This is a genomic window from Microbacterium sp. K27 (assembly GCF_004794435.1).
GTDB classification, from domain to species: Bacteria; Actinomycetota; Actinomycetes; order Actinomycetales; family Microbacteriaceae; genus Microbacterium; species Microbacterium maritypicum_A.
Map to the genome: position 1 here is coordinate 123,538 of NZ_SSDK01000031.1, position 25,220 is coordinate 148,757.

Sequence of the window (25,220 nt, forward strand, 5' to 3'; positions counted from 1 at the left end):
GACGTTACCGATGGGTCTCGGCGTCAGATCAGGGCACTCAGACCAGGCGCGACTTCGGTGACACCGAGTAGGTGTTCTCGGCGTCGCGGTTGACCGTGTCGCCGAGGGCCGCGTCGATCGCCACCATCGTGTCGGCGTCGAGCTTGACGCCCGAGGCCTTGACGGTCTCGGCGAGCTGCTCCGGACGGGACGCGCCGACCAGTGCGGCCGCCACGTTCGGGTTCTGCAGCACCCACGCGATCGCGAGCTGCGGCATCGACAGGCCGGCCTGCTCGGCGATCGGCTTCAGGCGCTGGACGGCGGTGAGGATGTCGTCCTGCAGGAAGCTCTTGATGAAGTCGGCGCCGCTGTGCGGGTCGGTGGCGCGCGAGCCCTCCGGCACCGGCTGACCCGGCAGGTACTTGCCACTGAGCACACCCTGCGCCATCGGCGACCAGACGATCTGCGAGATGCCGAGCTCTTCGGACGCCGGGACGACCTTGCCCTCGATCACACGCCACAGCATCGAGTACTGGGGCTGGTTCGAGATGAGCTGGATGCCGAGCTGCTTCGCGAGGGCGTGCCCTTCGCGCAGCTGCTCGGCGGTCCACTCCGAGACGCCGATGTAGAGCGCCTTGCCCTGGCGGACGACGTCGGCGAAGGCCTGGAACGTCTCCTCCAGCGGGGTCTCGTAGTCGAAGCGGTGTGCCTGGTACAGATCGACGTAGTCGGTGCCGAGGCGCGCGAGCGAACCGTTGATCGATTCGAAGATGTGCTTGCGGCTCAGGCCGGTGTCGTTCGGCCCCTTCGGACCGGTCGGGAAGTAGACCTTCGTGAAGATCTCCAGGCCTTCGCGGCGCTGCCCCTCCAGGGCCTTGCCGAGCACGACCTCCGCCGCCGTGTTGGCGTACGTGTCGGCGGTGTCGAAGGTGGTGATTCCGGCGTCGAGGGCGGCGTGGACGGTCTTGACGGCGGCGTCGTCGCCGACCTGCGAGGCGTGGGTGACCCAGTTGCCGTAGGTGATCTCCGAGACCTTGAGACCGCTGTTGCCGAGATAGCGATAGTTGACCATGGATCAACGCTACTGGCTGACACCGTCAGCGGGGCCGGACGCGAGGAAGAGGTCAGGCCGACGCAGGAGCGGCGCGTGCCCGGAGCACGGCGACCACCCCGCCGAGCATCAGCAGGGCTGCCGCGAAGGCGCTGATGATGTAGAACGCTCGCACTCCGGGGAGGGAGACGCCCGCCGAGATCATGAAGGTATCGGCCAGCGCCATGCCCGGGGCGAACGAGGCGAGGAAGAAGCCCGGGGCTCCGAGCATGAGCAGACTCAGGAAGCCGGCAGCCGCGATCATGGGAGCGGCCCTCGACGTCATCGCGACCACACCGAGGGCGAGGGCGAGCACGACTCCCACCCCGAGAATCATGAAGGTCGTCGGCGCGTTGAGCGACTCACCCGCTCCGCTCAGCTCAGCTCGGATCTGGTCGAGAGTGAGCCCGGGAGCGGCCGCGAGAGGCGTCCACTCCAAGATCTGCACCGCGGCGAGCGCAGCATAGATCGTGACGGCGAGCACACCGGCGATCGAGATCCACAGCGTCTGCATCCGCATGGTCCGACGCTGCATCCGAGTCATGCGGGTCAGCCTAGGAAGACATCCCGAGAGTCTCCCGATACTCGCGCCAGGCCGCTCCGAGGCGGCGGATGCCCTCGGCGAGCACGTCGTCGGGTGCGGTGAAGGGGATGCGGATGTGATCGTCCGGCGACGCGGAAACGGCGAACGCCGCACTTCCGGCGATCGAGACACCGTGTGCGGCCGCCGTTCGGGCGAGCGCTGCTGCCGACCCCACGGGCACCCGCACCCATAGCGACAGCCCGCCACGGGGCGGCTCGACCGTCCAGTCGGGCAGGTGCTCTGCCATCAGTCGCTGCAGCAGCCGGAGCCGCTCCTGATGGATGCGGCTGTTCGCGCGGCGCAGGTCGTCGGCGCGGGCGATCAGATCGAGAGCGAGCAGCTGACCCGGCACGCTGGTGGACTGGTCGGCGAGCTGACGCGCGCCACGCAGCCGTCGTACGAGCACGGGGTCCGCCCGCAACCAGCCGATCCGCAGGCCCGCCCACACCCACTTCGACACCGACTCGACCACGATGACGGGCGCGTCGGCGCGCTCGGCGGCGAGCGTGGGCGGCACCACCCCGTCGAAGGAGATACCGGCGAGCACGCGATCCTCGATGACCGGAACGCCGTACTGCGCGGCGAGCGCGGCCACCCGATGCCGAGCAGCTGCAGGCAGGCGCGACCCGGTCGGGTTCTGGTGATGCGGGTTGAGGGCGACGAGTACCGGACGCAGACGAGCGAGGGCCTGCTCCAGCGCGTCGACGTCGAGACCGTCGTCGCCCATCGGGACGCCGTACACCGAACCGCCGCGCAGGCCGACCGAATCAGTGACGCCCGGCCAGGTGATCTCCTCGGCGAGCACGATGTCGCCTGGGCCCACGAGCGCGTTGACGACGAGACTGATGGCCTGCTGCGCGCCGTGCGTGACGAGGATCTGCTCCGGTGTGGTCGGTGTTCCCTCGGCGGCGTACATGTCGGCGATGAGGGTGCGCAGCGCAGGCAGGCCCGCAGGGTCGGTCTCCGGCAGCAGAGCGAGGTCGAGCCGCGGCTTGTGATCGCGAATGAGCTGCACCCCGAGGTCGGAGATCTGCGGCACGGTGCGCAGGAGATCGATCGCGTTCGGCAGCGCCGAGAAGAGGGCCTCTCCGCGTCCTGGTCGTGAGGCAGGCACGGCGGTTGCGGCTGTCCCGGCGATGCGGGTGCCGCTCCCCTGCCGCCGGTCGACGAGACCGCGGTCCGCGAGGTCGCCGTACGCAGCGACGACCGTGCCGCGCGAGACGGATCCTGCCGCTGCCAGTGCGCGCTCCGCGGGCAGCCGGTCCCCCGGGCGCAGCTCTCCACTTGCGATCAGACCCTCGATGCCTCGCGCGAGCCGGGCGGCGAGAGTGCCGTCTCCCTGTGTCCAGCGGCCGAGGCGTGCCGAGAGCGCCTCCGAGGACACGTCACCTGCGTGGACGAGAGATGCCGCTCGTACCGCAGGAATGGCCGATACCTGATCCATTGGCCCGCTATTGGCCCTGTCCTTCACGCTCATGAGAACCGATTCTGGACCAATGAACACGCATCTCGCCAGCCGTCCTTCAGAGACTGGACCGATCAATCCCGATTGGACCATCGCGCAGCTCCTGGAGTGGCTCAGCGATGATGTCCGCCAGCACGATGTCATGCTTCAGCATCCGCTCGCCCGCATCGAGGCGCTGATGACCGGGGCGCGCTGGGCACGCACCCCGTCGACCGTGGCGTTGATCCGCTCGATCGCCGCCGCCGTCCGCGACGAACCGGTGCGGGGAAGCATCCGGGTCGGCGAGCTCTCCCCGCAGCAGGCGTCACGGATACCGGAGCGGATTCCCCAACCCGCCTGACCGGAGCCTCGCGCAGCCTCGCCGCACCGCGATGCCCGGTTCAGCCGATCGTCGGACGAACGAGCTGCTCCTGCTCCTCGAGCGTCTGCGCCTGCGCGCGCTTCTCCGCCCGTTCCCGCTCCTGCGCCTCGGCCGCCTCTCGGCGTTCCGCACGCGTCTGCGGCTCACCGGAGCCGGCCTCCGCCTGTATCCCCTGGGACTGATCCGTCACGATCTGCGCACGGTCTCGGAAGCCCTCGGCCGTCACCTTGTCGAGGGCGACCTGCTTGCGGATCGCGGCGGCCTTCTCGTAGAGGCTCGGATCACCGTAGCTCGTGAGCACCTTCACCAGCACCGGCAGCAGCTCGATCATGAAGAACAGCGCGGCGATGAGGATGTGCGCCCACAGGATCGAGGGCTCCTTCTCGCTCAGCCGGTTCAATCCGCTGATCTGACTGAGCAGGCCGACCGCTCCGGCGTTGCCCTGCGCGACCGCATCGGCGCGTGCGTTGTACGCGGCGAGCGCCTGATCGTAGGAGTCGCGAGCTGTCGGCAGCTGCGACTTCGCCTGCTCGCGGTTCTGCGCCTCGGACGACGAGGTGTTCTCCTTCGCCGCAGTGCCGGCCGCGGCGAGCTCCTCGTTGGCGGTGCGCAGCTGGGCGGCGAGGGCGTCGTAGGTCTGCTGAGCCTCGGCGAGCTGCGCCTTGGCGGCGTCCGAACTGGCGCCCTGGCCGTTGACGCCGGTGCAGCCGGGAACGGTGCCGGCACCCTCACCCGTGAGCTCGCACTGGTACAGCACGCGCGCCTGGTCGATCACGGCCTGCTGGGCGGTCATCTTCGCGGTCACGTCGTCGACCGTGGCCTGAGCCGCGGACTCGGTCGCCGACGAGGAGTCGGTGCCGGCGACGATGCCGGTCGCCGCCTGGTTCTCGAGTTCGGCGACCTTGGCGGATGCCGCGTCGAGCGCGATCTTCTCCGGGCCGTTCTCAAGCGCCTCCTGGTCGGACTGCGACTGGGTGATGTTGGTGGAGGCGACCTCGCGGGCGATGTCGTTGTGGAAGATCTGCAGCACGAGTGGCTCGGCCACGACGAAGCCGATGATCGCGGCCATGATCACGCGCGGGATCGCAAGCCCGATGAGTCGCCAGACGTTCCTGGTCGAGCTCATGGTCGATGTGAGGAATCGGTCGAGGTTGAAGATGATGAGCGCCCAGACGAGCGCCAGGGGCACGGCCAACCAGACGGCCGCCTGCACCCCGGTGGTGAGTGCGAAGAGCATCGAGATCGCCGAGACGAGCGCGGTGCCGGCGAGCACGAAGAACATCTGCACGAAGCGCGGGGTCTCGCCGGGAACACGGTCGAGGATCTCGCCCTCCGCACCGCCGAGGATCGCGAGGGTTCGCGCGCGCGAACCGGGAGTGCGCGGTGCGCGCTTCGCGCGGGGACGGCGGATGCGCGGCTCCCGCGGCGGCTTCACCGGAGCGGATTCTTCGGCGGCGGAATCGTCCGCGGCGATCGCGTCGGCAATCGGGGTCGTCTCTGCGGGCACGGACTCGGGCACCTCACGGGTGGCGTGGTCGGTGCCGGTGGGCTCGAACTCACGCAGGAAGTCGAGGTCATCCGTGACGGCGTCGGGTTCGCCGTCGAGGATGATCCGACCCTGCGAGTCGTAGCGACCCGGTCGATGGGCGGAATAGGGCATTCGAACAATCTACGAAACCTCGCCTGTGCATCGCGTGGAAGAGTGCTTTGAGCGACTCACAGGTTGGACGACGCAACCATGACGGATCACTCCGCGGGAAGCAGCCGATCGAGGGCCGCGGCGTAGGCCGACAGTCCGTCCTCGAGCGTGAAGTGGCCTGCCGCAGCGAGCGTGCCGAGCCCGTGGATCAGTCCCCACAGCGCGACGACATCCGTCGGTCGATCAAGGCCGACTGCCGCCGCCCCCTCGGCGAGCACCGCCTCGAGCCCGTCGATCAACGGCGCCATGGTGGGAGTCGGGGATCCGGGCACGCAGACCGTCGGGTCGTAGACGGCGTCGAACGCGTGCGGGTGCTCGACGGCGAAGCGGATGTACGCCGAGCCCCCGTCGGCGAGCGCGGCCCGCGGGGTCGAGGCCTTCTCGGCAGCGGTGCTCACCTGGCCCAGGAGATCGGCCATGCTGCGCTCGGCGATCGCCTTGAGCAGTCCCAGGCGGTCGGAGAAGTGATGGTACGGGGCGTTGTGGCTGACGTTCGCGGCCCTGGCGACCTCGCGCAGGCTGATCTCCGCCGCGGGCATCCGCTCCAGCAGCTGCATGGCGGCGTCTTCCAGAGCACGGGCGAGATCGCCGTGGTGGTACCCGTCCTTGGAACTTGACATGAGCAACATCCTCTCCTATCTTGACAGTGTCCACCAGCTTGACACTGTCCAGATAGGAACCGGAAATGCCCGCTCTCGTGATCGACGGCCACCCCGACGCCCGCTCCCTGACCGCCGCTCTCGCCCAGCGCTACGCCGCAGGGCACGGCGACGCCCGTGTGCTCGCCCTCCGCGACCTCGACTTCGATCCGAACCTGCGCTTCGGCTACCGCGAGCGCATGACGCTCGAGCCCGACCTCGTCGAGGCGAAGCGCGCGCTGCAGGACGCCGACACGATCGTCATCGCGACGCCGCTGTGGTGGGGGTCGGTGCCCGCGCTGCTCAAGGGCTTCTTCGACCGCGCCCTGCTGCCGCAGCAGGAGTACCGCTACACGAAGCTCGGGCTCGTCGAGGGACTGCTGCCCGCGCGAAGGGGCAGGCTGCTGCTGCTCGCGGACACGCCCTGGTACTTCACACCCTTCACGGGGCTGCCCGCCCAGACCCACGTCGCCCGAGGCACGATGCGCTTCTGCGGGATCCGCTCGGTGCGCACCCATCGCATGCTCGGCGTGAAGGATGCGAGCGAGACCACGATCTCCCGGTGGCTCGACCGCGCCGAGCACCTCGGCGCCGTCGACGCCCGCCGTGCCGGCCGGCCTCAGGCCATCGCGGCGGAGGCGGCCTCATCCTCGGTCGTGGCGACGAGCTGACCGCAGGCGCCGTCGATCTCCTTGCCGCGGGTGTCGCGGAGAGTCGTCGGGATGCCGGCGTCGTTGAGCCTGCGCACGAACTCGTTCGTGACGTCTTTCTCCGACGCCGTCCAGATCGAGCCCGGCGTGGGATTCAGCGGGATCGGGTTCACATGCACCCAGCCGCGTCCACGCTGGTTGAGCTTCTCCGCCAGCAGATCGGCACGCCAGGCGTGATCGTTCATGTCCTTGATCAGCGCGTACTCGATCGAGACGCGGCGACCGGTCTTGGCGTAATAGTCGTAGGCGGCGTCGAGGGCCTCGTCGACCTTCCAGCGCGAATTCACCGGGATGAGCTCGTCACGCAGGTGGTCGTCGGGGGCGTGCAGCGACAGCGCGAAGGTCACCGGGATGTTCTCGTCGGCGAGCTTCTTGATCGCGGGCACCAGGCCCACCGTCGAGACCGTGATGCCGCGGGCGCTCATCCCGAGCCCGTCCGGCTGCGGAGCGACCATCGAGCGCACCGCATCCATCACGCGCTTGTAGTTGGCGAGCGGCTCGCCCATCCCCATGAAGACGATGTTCGAGACGCGCTCCATGCTGTGGTCGTCGGACTTCTTGCCGCCCAGACCGCCCTCGGCGATGAGCCGGTTGGCGCGCACGATCTGTTCGATGATCTCGGCGGTCGACATGTTGCGGGTCAGGCCCGCCTGGCCGGTCGCGCAGAACGGGCAGTTCATGCCGCAGCCGGCCTGGCTCGACACGCACAGCGTGATGCGGCCGGGGTAGCGCATGAGAACCGACTCGACCAGGGCGCCGTCGTGCAGGCGCCACAGGAACTTGATCGTGTCGCCGCGGTCGGTCTCGAGGCGGCGGACCTCGGTGAGCAGCGGCGGGAGCATCCCGGCGACGAGCTGCTCGCGGGTGTCGGCCGGGAGGTCGGTCATCTGCTCGGGGTCCGACGTGTAGTGACGGAAGTAGTGCGTCGACAGCTGCTTGGCACGGAAGCCGGGCAGGCCGAGCTCTTTCACCTTCTCGACGCGCTCGGCCGGCGTGAGGTCGGCCAGGTGCACCGGCGGCTTGCCGCGCTTGGGGCTCGCGAACTGCAGCAGTGGACGCCCCTCGGCGTCCTTCTGCTGGGTCCATCCCTCGGTGGCAGGGCGCACCTGTGGCTTCCTGGTCTCGCGCACCTTGCCCTGGGCGGGGCGTCCCTGCGGGGCGGACGCGGATGCTGCGGGGCGCGTCTCGCGCGTGCGGGGAGTCTCGGTCATACCCTCCAGGGTACGCGGTGGCGGATGGGAAGGCCCTGGGGCGCGGGCGGTGACCTCTCTAGACTGAGCCCATGGATGCCGTGCTGTGGATCATCGCGATCGTCGTCGGCCTGATCGTCGTCGTGGCGATCCTCGCCGTCGCGGTCCGCGGCATGCGCCCCAAGCTGCCAGAGCCGCAGGTGTTCACCCCGTCGCCGACGACCGCGCGCACGGCTCCCGCTTCGTCGGCGTCGACGGCCGTCTCCGGTTTGACGCCGAGCGTGATCGCCGAGATCGACCGGCTCGTCGGGGCCGGGCAGAAGATCCACGCCATCAAGCTGTACCGCGACCACTCGGGCGTCGGCCTCAAGGAAGCGAAGGACCGCATCGACCACTGGTCGGTCAGCACCACGGCGCCGCACCTCGCCGCCGTGTCGAACGCCACGGCCACGCGCTCGTCGATCACCCCGATGGTCGCGACCCCTTCGTCCGTGCGTGCGTCGCTGCCGGCTTCGGTGGCCTCCGAGATCGACCGGATGGTCGCTGGGGGTTCCGCCATCGCCGCGATCAAGGCGCTCCGCGAGCACACGGGACTCGGACTCAAGGAATTGAAGGACCTGATTGAGGCCTGGCCGCACACCCACGCGTCCTGACCAACTTGTCATTACAGGCTGCGCCCGGGAGAATGGACGTGCCCGCCCGATGAAGGAGCCCCATGTCCGACCGTCTCGACCGCGCCCGCACGACCGGCATCCTCGCCGTCCTCCGCGCCCCCTCCCCTGAACTGGCCATCGAGGCCTCGGAGGCGATCATCCGCGGCGGTGTCACCGGCATCGAGGTGACCTTCTCCACTCCGGACGCTCCGGCGGTCATCCGCGAACTCATCGCCCGCCACGGCGACGCCGCCTACGTCGGCGCGGGCACTGTGACCACCGCTGCACAGGCCGAGCACGCAGCGGACGCCGGAGCCGAGTTCCTGGTCAGCCCCGGCACACTGCCGCACCTCACGCGCAGCATGCTCGACACGGGCCGCGTCGTGATGACCGGCGCGATGACGCCGACCGAGGTCATGGGCGCGCTCGAGCTCGGCGTCGACGTCGTGAAGATCTTCCCGGCGTCGCTCGGCGGCCCGTCCTACCTCGGCGCCCTGCGGGGACCGTTCCCCGACGCCCCGCTCATGCCCACCGGCGGCGTGAACCCCGACAACCTGGCCGCCTGGTTCGCCGCCGGCGCGGTCGCGGTCGGTGCGGGCGGAGACCTGGCGAACGGAACCTCGATCGCGAACGGCGACTGGGCCGACATCGAGCAGCGCGCCGCGCGATTCGCCACGGCACTCACCGCCGCGCGGAGCTGACCGCCACACGGGACTGATCACCGCGCGAGGTTGATCACCCGATGTCCGGCATCTTTTGGTATACCGGATGCATGCGTGCGCGAAGGATGTTGGCCGTCGGCGCCGTCACAGTTGCCCTGCTGACCGTGACGGCCTGCACAGCAGCGCCGCATCCTTCCCCGTCGACCCAGGAGGCTGCCATGACCGAAGCCACTCGCGATCTGCTCGCCGCCGCTGAGGACGGAGACGCGATCGCCGTGCAGACGGCGATCGACGAGGGCGCGGACATCGAGGCGCGCGGATCCGGCGGGATGACAGCCCTGGTGGCGGCGACCAAGGCGAACCACGTCGACGCGGCCCGGGCCCTGATCGAGGCGGGGGCGGACGTGAACGCCAAAGACGACATCCAGGACTCCGCCTACCTCTACGCGGGCGCGCGCGGACATGACGAGATCCTCCGTCTGACCCTCGACAACGGCGCCGACCTCGCGAGCACCAACCGCTTCGGCGGCACGGCCCTGATCCCGGCGTCCGAGCGCGGACTGCTCGCGACGATCGAGATCCTGCTCGAGGCCGGCGTCGACCCGAACCACATCAACAACCTGAACTGGACGGCGCTGCACGAGGCGATCGTGCTCGGCGACGGATCCTCGACCTACGTCGACGTGGTTCGTGCCCTCCTCGACGGCGGGGCCGACAGCGGCATCCCGGACGGCGACGGCGTGCTCCCGGTCGACCTCGCGAAGGCCAGGGGCTACGACGCGATCGTCGCCGAGCTCGAACGGTGATCGCCCTCGACCCGTGGGCCTGGGCGGCGCTCGCGGTGGCGGCGGCGGTCATCGGCATCTCGAAGACCGCACTGCCGGGCGGGAGCATCCTGGCGATCGCGCTGTTCGCGGCCGTCCTGCCCGCCCGCACCTCGACCGCGGCGACCCTGCTGCTCCTGATGGTCGGCGACCTGTTCGCCCTGTTCGCCTACCGCCGGCACGCGCACTGGCCCACGCTGCTGCGGCTCGCCCCCGCGGTCATCGCGGGACTGCTGGTCGGATTCGCGTTCCTCGCGCTCGCCGGCGATGGTGTGGTGCGCCGTGCGATCGGAGTGATCCTGCTGCTCATGATCGCCGTGACGCTGTGGCGCCGGTGGCGGCAGAGCAGAGCGGATACCGCGTCACCGCCCTCCAGCGGCATCCTGCTCGCAGGCGCCTACGGCACGCTCGGCGGCTTCACGACCATGGTCGCGAACGCCGGCGGGCCCGTCATGTCGATGTACTTCCTGGCCACCCGCACCCCGGTGCAGGTGTTCCTCGGCACCTCCGCGTGGTTCTTCGCCATCATCAATGTGATCAAGGTGCCGTTCCTCGCGGGCCTCGGGCTGTTCGAGCCACCGGTACTGCTGATGGATGCCGTGCTCGCGCCGCTCGTGGTGGTCGGCGCGCTCCTCGGGTTGCGGGTCGCCCGTCGCATGAATCAGCGTGTGTTCGACCGCATCGTGATCGCACTCACGATCGTCGGTGCGGTCTACCTGCTGATCTGACCCCATCTATCTGCTCCCGCTCTGACCCCGGTGGTGCCCCCTTCGGCCCTGCGAGAACGGAGACGAGCGGGGTTCCGCGCGGCGCGGCTCGCCCCGACACGCGGCGCTACGGACGGACGGTCTCTGTTTCGGCCGCCCGTTCCGGCCTCTGTCTCCGGGGCCGCGGGAACCTCAGTCGAGGAAGATGTCGGGGAAGAGCGCGCTGTCGGGAGTGCCGGGGATCGCGGCATAGCCGGAGAAGTCGGTCACACCGTCGGCTTCGAGCACGTCCTCGACGATGAGCGTCTGACCGGTGTACGACGCCGCGGGCTTGAGCAGCACGGCATACGCGGCGTCCGCATAGATGTCGGGCGTGCGACTCGCAGCCATGACCTTGTCACCACCGAGGAGGTTCTGCACGGCCGCCGTCGCGATCGTGGTGCGCGGCCACAGGGTGTTGGCGGCGATCCCGTCGCGTGCGAACTCGGCGGCGAGGCCGAGGGTCGCCATGGTCATGCCGAACTTCGCGAGCGTGTATCCGGTGTGCGCGCCCAACCACTTCGGGGTCGGGTTGAGGGGCGGCGACAGTGAGAGGATGTGCGGGTTCTCGGCATCCTTCAGGATCGGCACGGCGGCGCGCGAGAGCATGAACGTGCCGCGTACGTTGACGTCCTGCATCAGGTCGTACTTCTTGGCGTTCAGGTCGAGCGAGCGCGAGAGGTCGATGACGCTGGCGTTGTTGATCACGATGTCGATGCCGCCGAACTCGCCCTGCGTCTTCATGACCGCTTCGGTGATGTCGTCGTCGTCGCGCACGTCGCCGACGATCGGCAGAGCCTGGCCGCCGGCCGCGCGGATCTGCTCGGCCGCGGTGTGGATCGTGCCTTCGAGCTTCGGATGCGGGGTGTCGGTCTTCGCGAGCATCGCGATGTTCGCTCCGTCGGCAGCCGCCCTCAGCGCGATCGCGAGGCCGATGCCGCGGCTGCCGCCCGACATCAAGATGGTCTTGCCTGCAAGGGACATGGGTTCTCCTGTGTTCTCGATCGCGGATTCTGAGGGGTGCCGCGGGTCAGCGCGGCGCCATGCGGATGGCGCCGTCGAGACGGATGGTCTCGCCGTTGAGGTAGCCGTTCTCGACGATCTGCTGCACGAGAGCGGCGTACTCGTCGGGGCGTCCGAGGCGCGAAGGGAAAGGCACCTGCTGGCCGAGCGAGTCCTGGGCCGCCTGCGGAAGACCCATCAGCATCGGGGTCTCCATGATGCCCGGAGCGATCGTGCACACCCTGATGCCGTAGCGGGCGAGCTCGCGCGCCACCGGGAGGGTCATGGCGTGCACGCCGCCCTTGGATGCGGAGTAGGCGGGTTGGCCGATCTGACCGTCGAACGCGGCGACGCTCGCGGTGTTCACGATGACGCCGCGCTCCTCGTCGTGCAGCTCGTTCTTCGCGATCACGGCGGATGCCTGCGAGATGACGTTGAACGTGCCGACGAGGTTGATGCGGATCACGCGCTCGAAGTCGGCGAGCACAGCCGGGTTGCCTTCGCGGTCGAGCACCTTGGCGGGCGGCGCGATGCCGGCGCAGTTCACGACCACCCGCAGCGGAGCGGCGGACTGCGCGGCTGCGACGGCCGCCTGCACCTCATCCGCGTTCGTGACGTCGGCCGCGACGAACAGCCCACCGAGTTCGTCCGCGATCTCGGCACCCTTCGACGAAGCGAGGTCGATGATCGTGACGTGCGCTCCCGCGGCGACGAGCCGGCGCGCCGTGGCGAGTCCGAGACCCGAGGCTCCGCCGGTGACGAGTGCACCCTGTCCGCTGATCTGCATCTGATGTTCTCCTTCGAACGTCGTCGTGCGACATGCATTGATGGAACGCAGTCCCAGCCTACGTGGTTCTTGGTTTCACCACGAGCCGAGGTACGGCGTCGAGAGCGAGCCTACGACACCGCCTCGCGCGCGAAGGAACCCGATAACCGATGCGGGTAGGATCCGGAGAATGCGCCGCTCGCCCGGGATCCTCCGATCCGCGGGCACCGTCGCCCCGCCGGTGATAATGCGGCTCATTACCACGGCGAGCCTGGCGCTCCTGCTGCTCTTCGCCTTCGCCGTGACCACCCACGGGGCGCAGGACGAGAACGGCGCTGCCCCCTCCCTCACCGCCGCAGTCGTCGACGCGTTCGACCATGCGGCCGCAGCCGCCCAGGAGCAGGTCCTCACCGCCGCACCCGACAGCGGGACGAGCGCTCTCGTCGGAGCTGCGCTCTGCGCTCTGGGCGTGCTGTGCGGGCTCGCCGTGATGCTCCTGCGAACACGCGCAGCGCACCGCCGGGCACTGGTCACGCGACTCCGAGCCGGATCCGAGGCTCTGCGTCGATCGTCTGCATCTCCTCCGCGCCCACGCGCGACGACGCTCTCCCTCCTCCAGCTCGGCCTCTCCCGAACCTGATCCGCCGGCCACCCGCGCGACCGCATCCATCGCTCGCAACCGGCCTCCCCCGCGGCATCCCCTCGATGTCCCTGTCGACCTCCTGTGTCGACGTCTCGCGTCGACATCTCGCGTCGACTCCGTGCGACCCCGACTCCTGAAGCCGTGCGTTGCGTGCGCGGCACCATCCGAGGCTCCGCCCTCTCGAACAATCTGCTCTCACCCCTCGAAGGAGACCCATGAAAAGCCCCGTGGACGACGCCGATCGGCGCGCTCCCCAACGACCGAGTCCGCAGACGAACCCGATCGGCTGGACGATGCGGCGCGCGATGGGCACGACCGTCATGGGAGCGGTGCTCAGCGTCCTGATCCTGCTCGTCGGCGGGGAGTCGGCGGCCGCACACGTGCCCCACAGCATGGTCGGCCGCTCAGAGGCGGATACGCCCGCGACGACTCAGACCCCCACACCCACACCCACCCCCACACCGATACCCACACCCACACCGACACCGACCAGCAGCACGACGCACGAGCAGCAGAACGGCGAGCGGAGGGTGCAGCGCGACGACCTCGGATTCCTGGGGACCGTCTTCCTCGTCGGGATCGGCTTCCTCCTCGCCCTCGGAGCGACCGGGGTGGTCTTGGCGGGGCGCGCGCGGCGGAGACGCGATCGAGCAGCGGAGACGGGACCGTCCGATGAAGCGTGAGAGCGTCCCGAAGTACGCCGTCGCCTTCGTGATAGCCGGCCTCGTCGTCCTGATCGACCAGAGCACCAAAGCGGCCGCGATCGCCGGGCTCAGCCAGACGGAACGGATACCCGTTCTGGGTGATGCGCTCGGCCTGCAGCTCGCCTACAACCCCGGGGCGGTGCTGTCGCTGGGCTCCGGGGCGACCTGGGTGCTGACCGTGGTCGGCGTGGGCGCCGTCGCCGCCCTGTTCGTCGCCGCGGTCCGCGCACGCACGACGTGGCGGGCCTGGGGGTTGGGTTTCATCCTCGGGGGTGCCATCGGGAACGTGCTGGACCGTCTGCTCGCTCCCCCCGGGTTCGGCATCGGCCATGTCACCGACTTCCTCGCGTACGGGAACTGGTTCATCGGGAACCTCGCCGACGTCGCGCTCGCGATCGGAGGCGTCGTCCTCGTCATCGGGGCCGGGGTCCGTCACCGTGCGCAGACACGGAACGCGGCGCTCGGCGACCGGCCGGACGACGAACGAGAGGGCGCGAACGGATGAACAACTGGATGCCGGACGCGCCGCCGACCTTCGCCGACCTCGTGCTGCCCGCACCGGGCCCGTTCCCCCTCCTGCCCCTGGTCGCCGCCGTGCTGGCCATGGCGTACCTCGTCGGCGCGATCCGCCTCTGGCGGCAGCACCGCCGGTGGCCCGTCTGGCGCACGGTCGTGTTCCTCCTGGGCTGCCTCGCGCTCGCGGCCGTCACCGGTCTCGGGGTCGAGGCATACGGCTACGCGCTGATGTCGGTGTTCATGTTCCAGCAGCTCACGCTGATGATCGCGATCCCGCCCCTGCTGGTGCTCGGATCACCGGGCACCCTGCTCCTGCGTGCCACGCCCCACCACGGGCTGGGTGCCGCCGCGCTGCGTGCCGCGCACGGCGGACTCCGCAGCCGCGTCGCCCGATGGATCCTGAGCCCGTGGATCGCCGTGCCGGTGTACCTGATCGCGTTCTACGGTCTGTATCTGGCCGGTCTCGCCGATCGCGTCCTCGCTGCTCCCGGCGGTCACATCGCCCTGGAGGTCGGGTTCCTCATCGTGGGCATCCTGTTCGCGATCCCGGTGCTGAGCTCCGATCCCCTCCCCGTGCGTCTCGGGCACGGCGGGCGGGCACTCGACGTCTTCGCCGAGGCCGCCCTGCACGCGTTCTTCGGGGTCTTCCTGATGATGGCGACGACGATGCTCGTCGACCACTTCGTCGCCCCGACCCTCGCCCTCGGGATGGATCCGCTCGAGGACCAGCGTCTGGCGGGCGGTCTGGCCTGGTCCTACGGCGAGGCGCCGACGCTGCTGATGCTCGTGTACGTGATGCATCGGTGGTTCCGTGACGACACGGCCCGCGCCGCCGCCGATGACCGCTACGCCGATGCGCACGGCACGACCGAGCTCGACGCCTACAACGCCTACCTCGAAGGCCTGCGCGACGAGAGCCGATGAACCGCACCCGTCGCTGTCACCCGTCGCCGTCGGGCAGGATGGACGGATGAGCATCCCCTCCGCCTCCCTCGACGTGCCGACGCGGGTGCGCGAGCTCGCCCGCGGTGCGGCGCTCGTGCCGGTCTGGCTCAACGGGATCGGCGGGCTGACCTTCCGCACCGACGACGGCCGGTACATCAAGTGGGGGCCCCTCGACGATGAGGCGAACATGCGCGACGAAGCCGAGCGCATGCGGTGGGCGCGCACTTGGATCGCGGTGCCCGAGGTGCTCGAACAGGGGCAGGACGAGACACACGAGTGGCTCGTCACCGTCGCGCTCGACGCGAGCAGTGCCGTCGACCCGCGCTGGGCCGACCAGCCCGAGACCGCGGTGCGTGCGGTCGGCGCGGGCCTGCGGGCGCTGCACGACGCCCTGCCCGTGGCCGAATGCCCCTGGGAGTGGAGCACGCAGTGGCGGATCGCCAACGCCGCCGACCGCGGAACGATCGTGCCCGACGAGCTGCTCCAGACGCCGCCGATCGACCGACTGGTGGTGTGCCACGGCGATGCCTGCATGCCGAACACGCTTCTCGACGCCGCCGGCCGTCCCGCCGCGTTCGTCGATCTCGCAGCTCTCGGAGTCGCCGACCGCTGGGCCGACATCGCCGTGGCGTCGATGAGCACGATGTGGAACTTCGGATCCGGCTGGGAGGACACGCTCATCGAGGCCTACGGGGTCGAGCCCGACCGCGAGCGCCTCGACTACTACCGGCGGCTCTGGAACGAGACATGAGCGTGGCGCCCCCGCCCGCCGGTCGACCGCCGGTGTTCGGCCCGGTCGTCGACGACATGACCCGGTGCGTGCACTACCGGGGCCCGACAGACATCATCGCGATCCGCTTCGCCTGCTGCGGCGATCACTACCCGTGCCATCGCTGTCACGAGGAGTCCGCGGGGCATCCGGCGCAGCAGTGGGCGCCCGAGCAGCACGACACCGCGGCGATCCTCTGCGGCGCATGCGGACACGAGCTCACGATCACCGAGTACTTCGCGGTGACGGGCTGCCCTCGCTGCACCGCCCCGTTCAACGAGCGCTGTGCTCTGCACCGGGAGCACTACTTCCAGCCGAGTTGGAGCTAGCCGACCCTAGCTCCACACGAACCGGAAGGTCCCGACGAGGACGGCGGCGGCAAGGGCGAGGGCCATGATCGCGATGCCGCCGATCAGCGCCACCGCATCGCGCGGGTGCAACCGGGACGGTCGCGACCAGGTGCGGGGGATGCCGGAGCCGAAGCCGCGCGCCTCCATCGCGAGTGCCAGCGTGGACCCGCGCCGCACCGCGAACACGAGCAGCACGAAGGCCATCGAGAAGAATCGTCGCAGCACACCCCGATCCCCCACGCCCCGTGCACGACGGGCCAGGCTCATGGTGCGCCAGTCGTCGAGGAACAGGCCCAGCATCCGGGTGCCGGCGAGGATGCCGAGCACGAAGCGACTCGGGAGCTTCGCGACCTGGGCCAGCGCATCGGCGAGCTCTGTGGGGTCGGTGCCGCCGAAGAGCAGGATCGTCGGCAGTCCGAGCGCGATCACGCGCAGGCTCACCGCGATCGCGAGCGTGATGGAATCCTCGCTGATCGTGGCGAATCCGAAGGTCCAGTAGATCCGCCCTGCGGGTTCGGCGTAGAGCAGCATGCTCACGCCGGCGATCGGTGCGAAGATCGCGATCGGCAGCAGGCGCTTCAGCACCGTCGACAGCCGCAGTCCGGTCAAGGGCAGGCAGAGCAGCTGCAGGACGATCGCGGCCAGCGCGCTCGTGACGTCGATCGACGCGAACAGCGGCACCGACAGCAGCACGGCGAGCACCAGCTTCGTCACCGGGTTCACACCGTCGAGCCATACCGTCCGTACGGTCTCGACCGCCGTCACGATGTCGCCTCCCCTTCGCGTCCCAGTTCGATGCGATGCCCGCCCAGGTGTCGGATCACGGCGTCGTCGTGCGTGACCGCGACGATCGACCGACCACGCGCGATCTCCTCCTGCAGGAGCGCGACGAGCGAGATCCATCCACGCCGGTCCTGCCCGAAGGTCGGCTCGTCGAGCACGATCACCTCGGGTGCTCCCGCGAGCACGGTCGCGACGGACAGTCGACGCTTCTGCCCGCCGGAGAGCGTGAACGGGTTGGCGAGCGCGAGAGACGCGAGTCCGAGGCGCTCGAGCAGTTCCTCGACGACGCCGTCCGTCTTCGCGCGGTCCCACCCGAGGGCTCGCGGGCCGACGGCGAGCTCGTCGCGCAGCGTCTGCGTGAGGAACTGATGCTCCGGCTCCTGGAAGACCATGCCGATGCGGGTGAGCAGCTCACGCGAGGACCAGCGGATCGGGCGGGGTCCCTTGCGCCCCTCCAGCTCGCGTGCCGAACGCACTTCGCCGGCCTGCTCCGGGATGAGGCCGGCGAGGGTGAGTGCGAGCGTCGACTTGCCCGCGCCGTTCGGCCCGGTGATCACGGTCGCGTTCGCACGCGGCACGCGCAGGTCGAGCCCCGACTGCACGACGACGCCCGCCTCTCTCGCGATCGAGAGCGCGGAGGTCGTGAGGGCATCGGAGGCAGGAACCTGTTCGAGCATCGGAAGGTCGATGCCGCGGTCGGGCACCCACACCCCCGCATCGGCGAGCACGTCGCCGTGGGCCGCGAACACCTGCTCAGGCGCACCGTCGGCGAGGAGTCCTCCGTCGGCCGCCAGCACGATCACGCGCGTCATCAGATCGACCCAGATCGGGGTGCGGTGCTCGACGACCACGAGCGTCGCGCCGGTCGCCTCGACGGCGCGCTCGACACTCGCCCGCACCTCCCGCACCCCGTCCGGGTCGAGGTTCGCGGTGGGCTCGTCGAGCAGCAGCAGACCCGGTCGCATCGCGAGCACACCGGCCAGCACCAGCCGCTGCTTCTGCCCGCCGGAGAGCGCCTTCGTGGGGCGTCGCCGCGGAACATCGAGGCCGACGGCGTCGAGCGCCTCGGCGACGCGACCCGGGATCTCGGATGCCGCGACGCCCAGGTTCTCGCAGCCGAACGCGACGTCGTCGCCGACCTTCGACAGCACGATGCCGGCGTCCGGGTCCTGCAGGACGAGTCCGACCTGACCGTGCCGTGACTCGGGGGCCGCACCGTCGATGCGCAACGAACCCGTCCGTTCCCCCTCGTCGTCATCGCCGAGGACCCCGGCGAGACCGGCGAGCAGCGTCGACTTCCCTGCACCCGAGGCGCCGAGCAGGAGCACCCGCTCCCCCGGTTCGATCGTGAAGGAGACGTCCGCGACGGCGGGACGCTTTCGACCGGCGTACCGCCAGCCCCAGCCCGCAGCCTGCACGCGGGCCGGGGAGGCGAGGGTCACGCTCAGACCTCGCGCACGTGCTCTCGCCCGACGGCGAAGCGGTTGAGGGCGCCGGTGACGGCGAGGGCACGCACGAGCAGCCAACCGACCACGCCGGCCAAGATCGCCCCGGAGACGACCACGCTGATCAGATAGATCGTGTTGAACTCGACCGACTTCAGGATGTTCGGCGAGCTGCCGTAGAACAGCTCGAACACCCAGGCGGCCACGGCGGCTCCGACGCCGGCGAGCGCGGTGACTGCGATCCCGAAACGACGGTAGAAGAACAGGGCGAAGATGATCTCTGCGCCGAGGCCCTGCACGATGCCCGACAACACGGTCGAGACACCCCACACGTTGCCGATCAGCATCGACACGATCGCGGCGACCAGTTCGACCACGAGCGCGGCCCCCGGCTTGCGGATCACGAGACCGCCGACGACACCGCCGAGCAGCCAGATGCCGACGGCGATGCCACCGAGGCCCGGTGTCACGGCGTCGGCCGCGCCGAACCACGCGTATCCGATGGTGTTCCATCCCCAGAACACGAGACCGATCGCGACGCCGAGGACAGCGGCGACGACGATGTCGACGACGCGCCAGCGCCAGATCGATGGGCGGTGCAGCCCGTTCGCATCGGCGGATGCCTGCTGTGCGGATGTGGACGTAGGCGTACTCATCTGAACTCCTCCCTGCGCTGGCATGACCCAGATCAGGTTCGACGGTCGAAGCGCGATTCGCTCCCTCTCAGCCCGGCTCGCCGGACTCCCGTGGTTGTGCTGAAGATCCTACCCGCTGGCGACACCCGCGTGGCGACAGGGCTGTGCGCCGCGGAACCCGCCCGGGATTGGGTACCGTGAACGAGTGACCGCAACAGATCCCGCCGACGAGGCGACGGGCGTCGTCCGTGACGACGGCCCCGCGACCACCGCCCCCTCCGGCTCCGTCGATGCCGCGTCGGGCGGTTCGGTGCTCACGGCCGAGCAGACGTCGACGCGCGCGCTTGCACCGGAATCGGTGGTCGCCCCGGAGCCGGCCACGCCCGCTCTGACGAAACCGCCATTCGTTCCGCGTGAGACTGCCGCGGGAGACGCCGACGATCCCCTCGCCGCGCTCGACGCGACCACCCCCCAGTGGGCGGACGAGACCACCACCGCCACCGCTCTGACCTGGGTGGACCCCGCGACGGTGGCCGACCACACCGCCACCGCGACTCTCGACGAGACGTCGGAAGCCGAGCGGACGAACGGCCTGCTCCGCGGGGCACGCCTGCGCCCGGCCATCGCCCGTCCCGGCATCCTCGTTCCGCTGGCCACGCTCGTGGGCCTCGTCGCCGCGTATGCCGGCACGACGCTGCTCTGGCCGCTGCACGAGGTACCTCCGACAGTGCAGTCCGTCGAGTTCGCGACGACGCCCGCTGCCGCAGCCACCGTCACCTGGCCCACCGAGGGCGCGGGCGCCGTCGGCATCTCCGGCATGACCACTGCGGCCTCGATCCCCGATGCGGTGAGCATCGCGAGCATCACCAAGGTCGTGAGCAGCCTGATGGTGCTCGACCGTATGCCGCTGGCGGTGGGCGAACAGGGGCCCGAGTTCTCGTTCACCCGGGCCGACAGCGTGAAGTACTGGGACTACCGGCGCAGCGACCAGTCCGCACTCGATGTGCCGATCGGCGGGGTGCTGACCGAATATCAACTCCTGCAGGGCACGCTGATGGGATCGGCGAACAACTACATCGACCGGCTCGCGAGCGAGATCTGGGGGTCCGATCGCGAATTCGCCCGGGCCGCCGAGGTGTGGCTGCGCGAACGAGGCCTCACCGGCATCACCGTGGTGACGCCGTCCGGCTTCGACGAGCGCAATGTGGCCACCCCCGAGGCGCTGGTCGCCCTCGGCGAGCGTGCCATGCAGAACCCGGTGTTCGCCGAGATCGTCGGCACCAAATCGGTGGACCTCCCGGGCGCCGGCACCGTCGTCAACACGAACGGGATGCTCGACGATCCCGGTGTCGTCGGCGTCAAGACCGGCACACTCGTCGGCTGGAACCTGCTCACCGCGAAGGACGTCGTCATCGGCGACACGACCGTGCACCTCTTCGCCGCGGCGCTGAACCAGGCCGGCAACGATGAGCGACTCGCTCTCACCCGCTCCCTGTTCGCGGAGGCGGAAGCGGCGCTGGAGGCGCAGCCGCCCGCCGTCGCGAAGGACACCGTGGTCGGTCAGGTCACGACCCCCTGGGGGGAGGAGGTCGACGTCATCACCGAGACCGATGCCGATGTGGTGCTGTGGAACGGGGCGACCGCCACCGCGGCGACGGCCTTCGATCTCGGCGAAGACCGTGAACAGGACGACGCCGTGGGCACGCTGACGACGACCGGTCCGCTCAACACCGTCACCACGCCTCTGGTGCTGGCCGAGGATGTGGAGGGGCCGAGCCCGTGGTGGCGTCTGACCCACCCGCTCGAGCTGCTCGGAATCAGGGCCGACCGCTCCTGACACCTCGTCACGCGCGCCGTGCCGGCGCCCGCGACGACGCGATCCGCGTACGACGACGCCCCACCCCGCGTGAGCGGAGTGGGGCGTCGTCGTGGGGATGCCGGAGGGCGGGAACGCTCAGGAACGGTGGCTCGAACCGTCGGCCCCGTCTTCCAGCAGGGCCTGGGCTGCCGCCGTCTCGGCAGTGGGCAGCTGAGCACCGATCGAGGCTCCGGCAACGGCGGCCGCAGCCTCCTCTCCTGTACCTTCGGCATCGCTCGCATCGCCCGAGACGACGACGGGCGTCGTGCCGGTGAGGGCGTCTTCGGCGTCGATGTCGGTCGCCGCCTGCTCGAACTGCGACTGGTACAGACGCCAGTAGGCGCCCTGCGCGGCGATGAGCTCGTCGTGCGTACCCTTCTCCACGATGTCACCGTGCTCCATCACCAGGATGAGGTCGGCGTCGCGGATGGTCGACAGTCGGTGCGCGATCACGAACGACGTGCGTCCTTCACGAAGCGCGGCCATCGCGTGCTGCAGCAGCAGTTCGGTGCGGGTGTCGACGGCCGACGTGGCCTCATCGAGGATGAGGATCGACGGCTGCGCGACGAATGCCCGCGCGATGGTGATGAGCTGACGCTCGCCTGCCGACACGTTCGCGGCATCCTCGTCGAGCACCGTGTCGTAGCCCTCGGGGAGGGCGTGCACGAAGCGATCGACATAGGTCGCCTTGGCGGCGGCGAGAACCTCGTCGTCGGTCGCGGTGGAGCGACCGTAGCGGATGTTCTCGCGGATGCTGCCGGCGAACAGCCACGGGTCCTGGAGCACCATGCCGGTGCGCGACCGCAGTTCGTCGCGGGTCACCTCGGCGATGTCCTGGCCGTCGAGCATGATGCGCCCGCCGCTGAGCTCGTAGAAGCGCATGATCAGGTTGACCAAGGTCGTCTTTCCCGCACCGGTCGGACCGACGATGGCGACGGTCTGCCCCGGCTCCACCCGGAATGACAGGTCGCGGATGAGCGGACGCTCGGGTGTGTACGAGAACGCGACGTTCTCGAACTCGATGACGCCCTTGCCCTCCACCAGCTCGGGGGCATCGGCGTCGTCCGCCTCCTGCTCCTCGGCGTCGAGCAGTTCGAAGACCCGCTCGGCGGAGGCCGTGCCGGACTGCACGACCGCGGCCATGCCACCCAGTTCGGACAGGGGCTGCGTGAACTGCTGCGAGTACTGGATGAACGCCTGCACGTCGCCGAGACGGAGCTGACCGTTCGCGACCATCAGACCGCCGAGCACCGCGATGCCCACGTAGCTGAGGTTTCCGACGAACATCATCGCCGGCATGATGATGCCGGAGAGGAACTGTGCCTTGAAGCTCGCCTGGAACAGCTCTTCGTTCTCGACCTGGAACTTGTCCAGCGCATCCTTCTCCCGGCCGAAGACCTTCACGAGCGCGTGGCCGGAGAACGCCTCCTCGACGCGGGCGTTCAGGCGACCGACCTTGCGCCACTGGGTGCCGAAGGCCTTCTGCGAGCGCGGTCCGATGATGCCGAAGATGACGCCCATGAGCGGCAGCGTGATGAGGGCGACGAGCGCGAGCTGCCACGAGATCGAGAACATCATCACGAGCACGCCGATCACGGTGAGCACCGAAGTGAGTGCTCCCGAGAGCGACTGCTGCATCGTCTGCGTGATGTTGTCGATGTCGTTCGTGACGCGTGAGATCAGTTCGCCGCGCTGCACCTTGTCGAAGTACGCCAGGGGCAGGCGGTTGATCTTCGCCTCGACCGACTCGCGCAGCCGCCACATGGTGCGGACCATGATCACGTTGATGACGTAGCCCTGGATCCAGGTGAGGAAGGCCGCGGCCACGTAGATGCCGAGCACCGCGGCGATGACGAGACGCAGTGCGTCGAAGTCGATGCCCTGGCCGACCGTGAAGTCGCCCAGCGCGCCGACCTGGTTCGCGAAGTCGTCCTGCCCACCGGCCCGCAGCGCCTCGACGACGACGTCCTGCGAGGTCCCGGCCGGGAAGCCGGGGAACCCGTCGGTCGGCTGTCCGAGCTGGATGGAGATGAAGCCCTTGTAGACGAGGTTGGTGGCCTCGGCGAGCACCTTGGGCGCCGCGACCGTCAGGACCACGCCGATCGCACCCAGGATCGACACGAAGACGAACCAGATGGCCGACGGCTTGAGCAGCCCGATCATGCGCGCGAAACTCGGACCGAAGTTGTCGGCCTTGCCCGGCGCGACGCTGTCCCAGTCGCCGGAGTTCTGACGTGCCTGCTCGGCGAGCTCGGCCTCGTACTTCTCCTCGGCGCTCAGCTCGACCTCGGCGACGGGCGCTGCCGCCTTGCCGCGGCCGCGTCTGGCCGTGCGCTTCTCGTTGTTGTCCTGCGCGCTCATGCGTCCACCCCCAGCTGCGACTCGACGATCTCTCGGTAGGTGTCGCTCGTCTCGAGCAGTTCCTCGTGCGTGCCGACGCCGACCATGGTTCCGCCGTCGAGGACGACGATGCGGTCCGCGTCCGTGATGGTGGAGATGCGCTGGGCGACCACGATCTTCGTCACGTGCGGGAGCTCCCGCCACAACGCCTGCCGCAATCGCGCGTCCGTCGTGAGGTCGAGGGCCGAGAACGAGTCGTCGAAGACCAGGATCTGCGGCTGGTGCACGATCGCGCGGGCGATCGCGAGTCGCTGACGCTGACCACCCGAGACGTTCGTGCCGCCCTGGGCGATGCGGGAGTCGAGACCATCGGGCATCTCCTCGACGAAGTCGCGACCCTGTGCGATGTCGAGCGCGTGCCACAGCTCTTCGTCGGTGGCCTCTTCCCGGCCGTAGCGCAGGTTCGACGCGACGGTGCCGGTGAAGAGGAACGGACGCTGCGGCACCAGGCCGATGCTGTCCCACAGCGACTCGACGTCGGCCTCGCGCACATCGGTGCCGCCGACGTGCACGGAACCGCCCGAGACGTCGAACAGGCGCGGGATGAGCGACACGAGGGTCGTCTTGCCCGAGCCGGTGGATCCGACGATCGCGACGGTCTCACCCGGCTGCGCGGCGAAGCTGATGCCGGTGAGCACGGGGGAATCGGCGCCGGGGTAGGTGAACTCGACGTCGTCGAGCGCCACGGATCCGGGGACCGGGAACTCGGTGACGCCGTTCTCGGGGCGGACCAGCGTGGACTCGGAGTCGAGAACCTCGCCGATGCGCTCGGCAGACACCGCGGCGCGCGGGATCATCATCGCCATGAAGCTCGCCATGATGACGCCGCCCATGATCTGGCCGATGTACTGCATGAAGGCGAACAGTGTGCCCACCTGCACCGTGCCGTTGTTGACCTCGATGCCGCCGAACCAGATGACCGAGACGACCGTGACGTTCAGGATGAGCATGAACAGCGGGAACAGCAGCACGAAGAGCGAGCCCACCTTGCGGCCGACGACCATGATGTCGGTGTTGGCGCCGCGGAAGCGGTCCTCCTCGATGCGCTCGCGCACGAATGCCCGCACGACGCGAACGCCGGTGAGCTGTTCGCGCATGATGCGGTTGACGTTGTCGAGCTTGCCCTGGTAGCTGCGGAACAACGGGACCATGCGCCCGATCACGAGGGCGGCCAGGATCAGCAGCAGCGGCACAGACACGGCGATGAGCCAGCTGAGGCCGACGTTCGTCTGCACGGCGAAGATGATGCCGCCGATCGCGAGGAGCGGCGCCGTGACGAGCATGGTCGCGCCCATCATCGCCAGCATCTGCACCTGCTGCACATCGTTCGTGTTGCGGGTGATGAGCGAGCCGGCGCCGAACTGCGAGACCTCACGCTCGGAGAAGCCGCTGACCTTGCCGAAGACGTCGGCGCGGATGTCGCGGCCGGCGCCCATCGCTGCGCGCGCGGCGAAGTACGTCGCGGTGACCGAGGCGATGATCTGCCCCAGCGAGACCGCGAGCATGAACAGACCGGTGCTCCAGATGTAGCCGGTGTCACCGCGGGCGACGCCCTTGTCGATGATGTCGGCGTTCAGTCGCGGGAGGTAGAGGGTCGCTGCGACGCTGGCGAGCTGGAAGACCAGCACCGCGAGCAGCAACCATCGGTATCGGGAGAGATAGCGGAGGAGGATTTTTCCCAGCACAGGCGGACTTTCTAGGAAGGATGGAGCGGCGGATTTCTCGGCAGACGGATGCCGACCGACAATCGGCCACAAGACAGAGTGCCACGATCCGCGGACATTCGTATCCCCCTCATGGGGGA

The 25,220-nt window shown here is 69.4% G+C and carries 26 protein-coding genes and 1 riboswitch; of the genes, 13 read left to right on the forward strand and 13 right to left on the reverse strand.

Going from position 1 to position 25,220, the window contains the following annotated elements; translation table 11 throughout:
* Positions 1–37 precede the first annotated feature (37 nt).
* The 3 genes from DW307_RS04155 to DW307_RS04165 are packed head-to-tail and all read right to left on the reverse strand — an operon-like array spanning position 38 to position 3,036.
* Positions 38–1,051 carry an aldo/keto reductase family protein gene (locus DW307_RS04155; RefSeq protein WP_136024066.1) on the reverse strand — a complete coding sequence of 338 codons (1,014 nt, stop codon included), beginning with the start codon at positions 1,049–1,051 and terminating at the stop codon, positions 38–40.
* Positions 1,052–1,103: 52 nt separating this feature from the next.
* Positions 1,104–1,613: a hypothetical protein gene (locus DW307_RS04160; protein WP_136024067.1), complete on the reverse strand. Its 510-nt coding sequence runs from the start codon at positions 1,611–1,613 to the stop codon at positions 1,104–1,106.
* A 10-nt stretch (positions 1,614–1,623) separates the two neighbouring features.
* On the reverse strand, positions 1,624–3,036 hold the full coding sequence (locus DW307_RS04165) for an aminotransferase-like domain-containing protein (RefSeq protein WP_240750480.1): 1,413 nt from the start codon (positions 3,034–3,036) through the stop codon (positions 1,624–1,626).
* A 112-nt stretch (positions 3,037–3,148) separates the two neighbouring features.
* Between DW307_RS04165 and DW307_RS04170 the strand changes: the two genes are divergently transcribed.
* Entirely contained in the window at positions 3,149–3,457 is a 309-nt protein-coding gene (locus DW307_RS04170; protein ID WP_136024071.1) for a hypothetical protein, read from the forward strand.
* Positions 3,458–3,497: 40 nt separating this feature from the next.
* On the opposite strand, the gene DW307_RS04175 is transcribed toward DW307_RS04170, so the two are convergent.
* Together DW307_RS04175 and DW307_RS04180 are read right to left on the reverse strand one after the other, a co-directional pair.
* On the reverse strand, positions 3,498–5,138 hold the full coding sequence (locus DW307_RS04175) for a DUF4407 domain-containing protein (protein WP_136024073.1): 1,641 nt from the start codon (positions 5,136–5,138) through the stop codon (positions 3,498–3,500).
* 86 nt (positions 5,139–5,224) lie between these two features.
* On the reverse strand, positions 5,225–5,797 hold the full coding sequence (locus DW307_RS04180; RefSeq protein WP_029267822.1) for a TetR/AcrR family transcriptional regulator: 573 nt from the start codon (positions 5,795–5,797) through the stop codon (positions 5,225–5,227).
* Between the two features lie 65 nt (positions 5,798–5,862).
* Here DW307_RS04180 and DW307_RS04185 point away from each other — a divergent pair, with 65 nt between their 5' ends.
* A complete protein-coding gene (locus DW307_RS04185) occupies positions 5,863–6,486 on the forward strand; it encodes an NAD(P)H-dependent oxidoreductase (RefSeq protein ID WP_136024075.1) in 624 nt (207 codons plus the stop codon).
* Here DW307_RS04185 and rlmN read toward each other — a convergent pair.
* Positions 6,435–7,736: a 23S rRNA (adenine(2503)-C(2))-methyltransferase RlmN gene (gene rlmN, locus DW307_RS04190; protein WP_029267826.1), complete on the reverse strand. Its 1,302-nt coding sequence runs from the start codon at positions 7,734–7,736 to the stop codon at positions 6,435–6,437. The two genes, DW307_RS04185 and rlmN, sit on opposite strands and share 52 nt — an antisense overlap.
* A gap of 71 nt (positions 7,737–7,807) precedes the next feature.
* Between rlmN and DW307_RS18390 the strand changes: the two genes are divergently transcribed.
* The 4 genes from DW307_RS18390 to DW307_RS04210 all read left to right on the forward strand — a co-directional run bounded on the left by DW307_RS18390 (position 7,808) and on the right by DW307_RS04210 (position 10,582).
* Positions 7,808–8,368 (forward strand): ribosomal protein L7/L12, encoded by a 561-nt coding sequence (locus DW307_RS18390; RefSeq protein ID WP_446723825.1) that lies wholly within the window; start codon positions 7,808–7,810, stop codon positions 8,366–8,368.
* 62 nt (positions 8,369–8,430) lie between these two features.
* Positions 8,431–9,069: a bifunctional 4-hydroxy-2-oxoglutarate aldolase/2-dehydro-3-deoxy-phosphogluconate aldolase gene (locus DW307_RS04200; protein ID WP_029267830.1), complete on the forward strand. Its 639-nt coding sequence runs from the start codon at positions 8,431–8,433 to the stop codon at positions 9,067–9,069.
* Positions 9,070–9,248: 179 nt separating this feature from the next.
* The gene (locus tag DW307_RS04205; protein WP_240750482.1) at positions 9,249–9,836 is read left to right on the forward strand and encodes an ankyrin repeat domain-containing protein; all 588 of its coding nucleotides are present in this window, start codon (positions 9,249–9,251) and stop codon (positions 9,834–9,836) included.
* Positions 9,833–10,582, forward strand: coding sequence for a sulfite exporter TauE/SafE family protein (locus tag DW307_RS04210; RefSeq protein WP_136024077.1), 750 nt, complete (start codon positions 9,833–9,835; stop codon positions 10,580–10,582). Before DW307_RS04205 ends, DW307_RS04210 begins: the two co-directional genes overlap by 4 nt.
* Positions 10,583–10,753: 171 nt before the next feature.
* Here the strand turns inward: DW307_RS04210 and DW307_RS04215 are convergent, their stop codons facing one another.
* Positions 10,754–11,584 carry an SDR family oxidoreductase gene (locus DW307_RS04215; RefSeq protein ID WP_021198290.1) on the reverse strand — a complete coding sequence of 277 codons (831 nt, stop codon included), beginning with the start codon at positions 11,582–11,584 and terminating at the stop codon, positions 10,754–10,756.
* A gap of 46 nt (positions 11,585–11,630) precedes the next feature.
* The gene (locus DW307_RS04220; RefSeq protein WP_021198289.1) at positions 11,631–12,389 is read right to left on the reverse strand and encodes an SDR family NAD(P)-dependent oxidoreductase; all 759 of its coding nucleotides are present in this window, start codon (positions 12,387–12,389) and stop codon (positions 11,631–11,633) included.
* A gap of 169 nt (positions 12,390–12,558) precedes the next feature.
* Between DW307_RS04220 and DW307_RS04225 the strand changes: the two genes are divergently transcribed.
* The 6 genes from DW307_RS04225 to DW307_RS04250 all read left to right on the forward strand — a co-directional run bounded on the left by DW307_RS04225 (position 12,559) and on the right by DW307_RS04250 (position 16,274).
* The gene (locus DW307_RS04225; protein ID WP_136024078.1) at positions 12,559–13,008 is read left to right on the forward strand and encodes a hypothetical protein; all 450 of its coding nucleotides are present in this window, start codon (positions 12,559–12,561) and stop codon (positions 13,006–13,008) included.
* Between the two features lie 218 nt (positions 13,009–13,226).
* The gene (locus tag DW307_RS04230; RefSeq protein ID WP_136024080.1) at positions 13,227–13,694 is read left to right on the forward strand and encodes a hypothetical protein; all 468 of its coding nucleotides are present in this window, start codon (positions 13,227–13,229) and stop codon (positions 13,692–13,694) included.
* Positions 13,684–14,220 carry a signal peptidase II gene (locus DW307_RS04235; RefSeq protein WP_036331674.1) on the forward strand — a complete coding sequence of 179 codons (537 nt, stop codon included), beginning with the start codon at positions 13,684–13,686 and terminating at the stop codon, positions 14,218–14,220. Before DW307_RS04230 ends, DW307_RS04235 begins: the two co-directional genes overlap by 11 nt.
* Positions 14,217–15,155, forward strand: a complete 939-nt coding sequence (locus DW307_RS04240) for a cytochrome c oxidase assembly protein (protein ID WP_240750484.1) — start codon at positions 14,217–14,219, stop codon at positions 15,153–15,155. Before DW307_RS04235 ends, DW307_RS04240 begins: the two co-directional genes overlap by 4 nt.
* A gap of 46 nt (positions 15,156–15,201) precedes the next feature.
* Positions 15,202–15,927 (forward strand): aminoglycoside 3'-phosphotransferase, encoded by a 726-nt coding sequence (locus DW307_RS04245; protein WP_136024081.1) that lies wholly within the window; start codon positions 15,202–15,204, stop codon positions 15,925–15,927.
* The gene (locus DW307_RS04250) at positions 15,924–16,274 is read left to right on the forward strand and encodes a CHY zinc finger protein (protein WP_136024083.1); all 351 of its coding nucleotides are present in this window, start codon (positions 15,924–15,926) and stop codon (positions 16,272–16,274) included. Before DW307_RS04245 ends, DW307_RS04250 begins: the two co-directional genes overlap by 4 nt.
* Before the next feature lie 6 nt (positions 16,275–16,280).
* Here DW307_RS04250 and DW307_RS04255 read toward each other — a convergent pair whose 3' ends face one another.
* The 3 genes from DW307_RS04255 to DW307_RS04265 all read right to left on the reverse strand — a co-directional run bounded on the left by DW307_RS04255 (position 16,281) and on the right by DW307_RS04265 (position 19,179).
* Positions 16,281–17,060: an energy-coupling factor transporter transmembrane component T family protein gene (locus tag DW307_RS04255; RefSeq protein ID WP_136024085.1), complete on the reverse strand. Its 780-nt coding sequence runs from the start codon at positions 17,058–17,060 to the stop codon at positions 16,281–16,283.
* Positions 17,057–18,526 carry an ABC transporter ATP-binding protein gene (locus DW307_RS04260; RefSeq protein WP_446723826.1) on the reverse strand — a complete coding sequence of 490 codons (1,470 nt, stop codon included), beginning with the start codon at positions 18,524–18,526 and terminating at the stop codon, positions 17,057–17,059. The genes DW307_RS04255 and DW307_RS04260 overlap by 4 nt, the downstream gene beginning before the upstream one ends.
* Entirely contained in the window at positions 18,523–19,179 is a 657-nt protein-coding gene (locus tag DW307_RS04265; RefSeq protein WP_205810363.1) for an ECF transporter S component, read from the reverse strand. Before DW307_RS04265 ends, DW307_RS04260 begins: the two co-directional genes overlap by 4 nt.
* Positions 19,172–19,281: riboswitch (TPP riboswitch) on the reverse strand. Its footprint overlaps the gene before it by 8 nt.
* A gap of 82 nt (positions 19,282–19,363) precedes the next feature.
* Between DW307_RS04265 and DW307_RS04270 the strand changes: the two genes are divergently transcribed.
* The gene (locus DW307_RS04270; protein WP_021198279.1) at positions 19,364–20,995 is read left to right on the forward strand and encodes a D-alanyl-D-alanine carboxypeptidase family protein; all 1,632 of its coding nucleotides are present in this window, start codon (positions 19,364–19,366) and stop codon (positions 20,993–20,995) included.
* 117 nt (positions 20,996–21,112) lie between these two features.
* On the opposite strand, the gene DW307_RS04275 is transcribed toward DW307_RS04270, so the two are convergent.
* Positions 21,113–23,377, reverse strand: a complete 2,265-nt coding sequence (locus DW307_RS04275) for an ABC transporter ATP-binding protein (RefSeq protein ID WP_136024089.1) — start codon at positions 23,375–23,377, stop codon at positions 21,113–21,115.
* A complete protein-coding gene (locus tag DW307_RS04280) occupies positions 23,374–25,101 on the reverse strand; it encodes an ABC transporter ATP-binding protein (protein WP_029258535.1) in 1,728 nt (575 codons plus the stop codon). The genes DW307_RS04275 and DW307_RS04280 overlap by 4 nt, the downstream gene beginning before the upstream one ends.
* Positions 25,102–25,220 lie beyond the last annotated feature (119 nt).

Excerpts from the sequence above, each read along its gene's own strand:
- DW307_RS04215 (WP_021198290.1), bottom strand. The coding sequence starts at position 11,584 with ATGTCCCTTGCAGGCAAGACCATCTTGATGTCGGGCGGCAGCCGCGGC.
- DW307_RS04235 (WP_036331674.1), top strand. The coding sequence starts at position 13,684 with ATGAAGCGTGAGAGCGTCCCGAAGTACGCCGTCGCCTTCGTGATAGCC.
- DW307_RS04250 (WP_136024083.1), top strand. The coding sequence starts at position 15,924 with ATGAGCGTGGCGCCCCCGCCCGCCGGTCGACCGCCGGTGTTCGGCCCG.
- DW307_RS04205 (WP_240750482.1), top strand. The coding sequence starts at position 9,249 with ATGACCGAAGCCACTCGCGATCTGCTCGCCGCCGCTGAGGACGGAGAC.
- DW307_RS04220 (WP_021198289.1), bottom strand. The coding sequence starts at position 12,389 with ATGCAGATCAGCGGACAGGGTGCACTCGTCACCGGCGGAGCCTCGGGT.
- DW307_RS04185 (WP_136024075.1), top strand. The coding sequence starts at position 5,863 with ATGCCCGCTCTCGTGATCGACGGCCACCCCGACGCCCGCTCCCTGACC.
- DW307_RS04265 (WP_205810363.1), bottom strand. The coding sequence starts at position 19,179 with ATGAGTACGCCTACGTCCACATCCGCACAGCAGGCATCCGCCGATGCG.
- DW307_RS04180 (WP_029267822.1), bottom strand. The coding sequence starts at position 5,797 with ATGTCAAGTTCCAAGGACGGGTACCACCACGGCGATCTCGCCCGTGCT.
- DW307_RS04225 (WP_136024078.1), top strand. The coding sequence starts at position 12,559 with ATGCGCCGCTCGCCCGGGATCCTCCGATCCGCGGGCACCGTCGCCCCG.
- DW307_RS04200 (WP_029267830.1), top strand. The coding sequence starts at position 8,431 with ATGTCCGACCGTCTCGACCGCGCCCGCACGACCGGCATCCTCGCCGTC.
- DW307_RS18390 (WP_446723825.1), top strand. The coding sequence starts at position 7,808 with ATGGATGCCGTGCTGTGGATCATCGCGATCGTCGTCGGCCTGATCGTC.
- DW307_RS04175 (WP_136024073.1), bottom strand. The coding sequence starts at position 5,138 with ATGCCCTATTCCGCCCATCGACCGGGTCGCTACGACTCGCAGGGTCGG.
- rlmN (WP_029267826.1), bottom strand. The coding sequence starts at position 7,736 with ATGACCGAGACTCCCCGCACGCGCGAGACGCGCCCCGCAGCATCCGCG.
- DW307_RS04155 (WP_136024066.1), bottom strand. The coding sequence starts at position 1,051 with ATGGTCAACTATCGCTATCTCGGCAACAGCGGTCTCAAGGTCTCGGAG.
- DW307_RS04240 (WP_240750484.1), top strand. The coding sequence starts at position 14,217 with ATGAACAACTGGATGCCGGACGCGCCGCCGACCTTCGCCGACCTCGTG.
- DW307_RS04230 (WP_136024080.1), top strand. The coding sequence starts at position 13,227 with ATGAAAAGCCCCGTGGACGACGCCGATCGGCGCGCTCCCCAACGACCG.
- DW307_RS04245 (WP_136024081.1), top strand. The coding sequence starts at position 15,202 with ATGAGCATCCCCTCCGCCTCCCTCGACGTGCCGACGCGGGTGCGCGAG.
- DW307_RS04275 (WP_136024089.1), bottom strand. The coding sequence starts at position 23,377 with ATGAGCGCGCAGGACAACAACGAGAAGCGCACGGCCAGACGCGGCCGC.
- DW307_RS04160 (WP_136024067.1), bottom strand. The coding sequence starts at position 1,613 with ATGACTCGGATGCAGCGTCGGACCATGCGGATGCAGACGCTGTGGATC.
- DW307_RS04170 (WP_136024071.1), top strand. The coding sequence starts at position 3,149 with ATGAACACGCATCTCGCCAGCCGTCCTTCAGAGACTGGACCGATCAAT.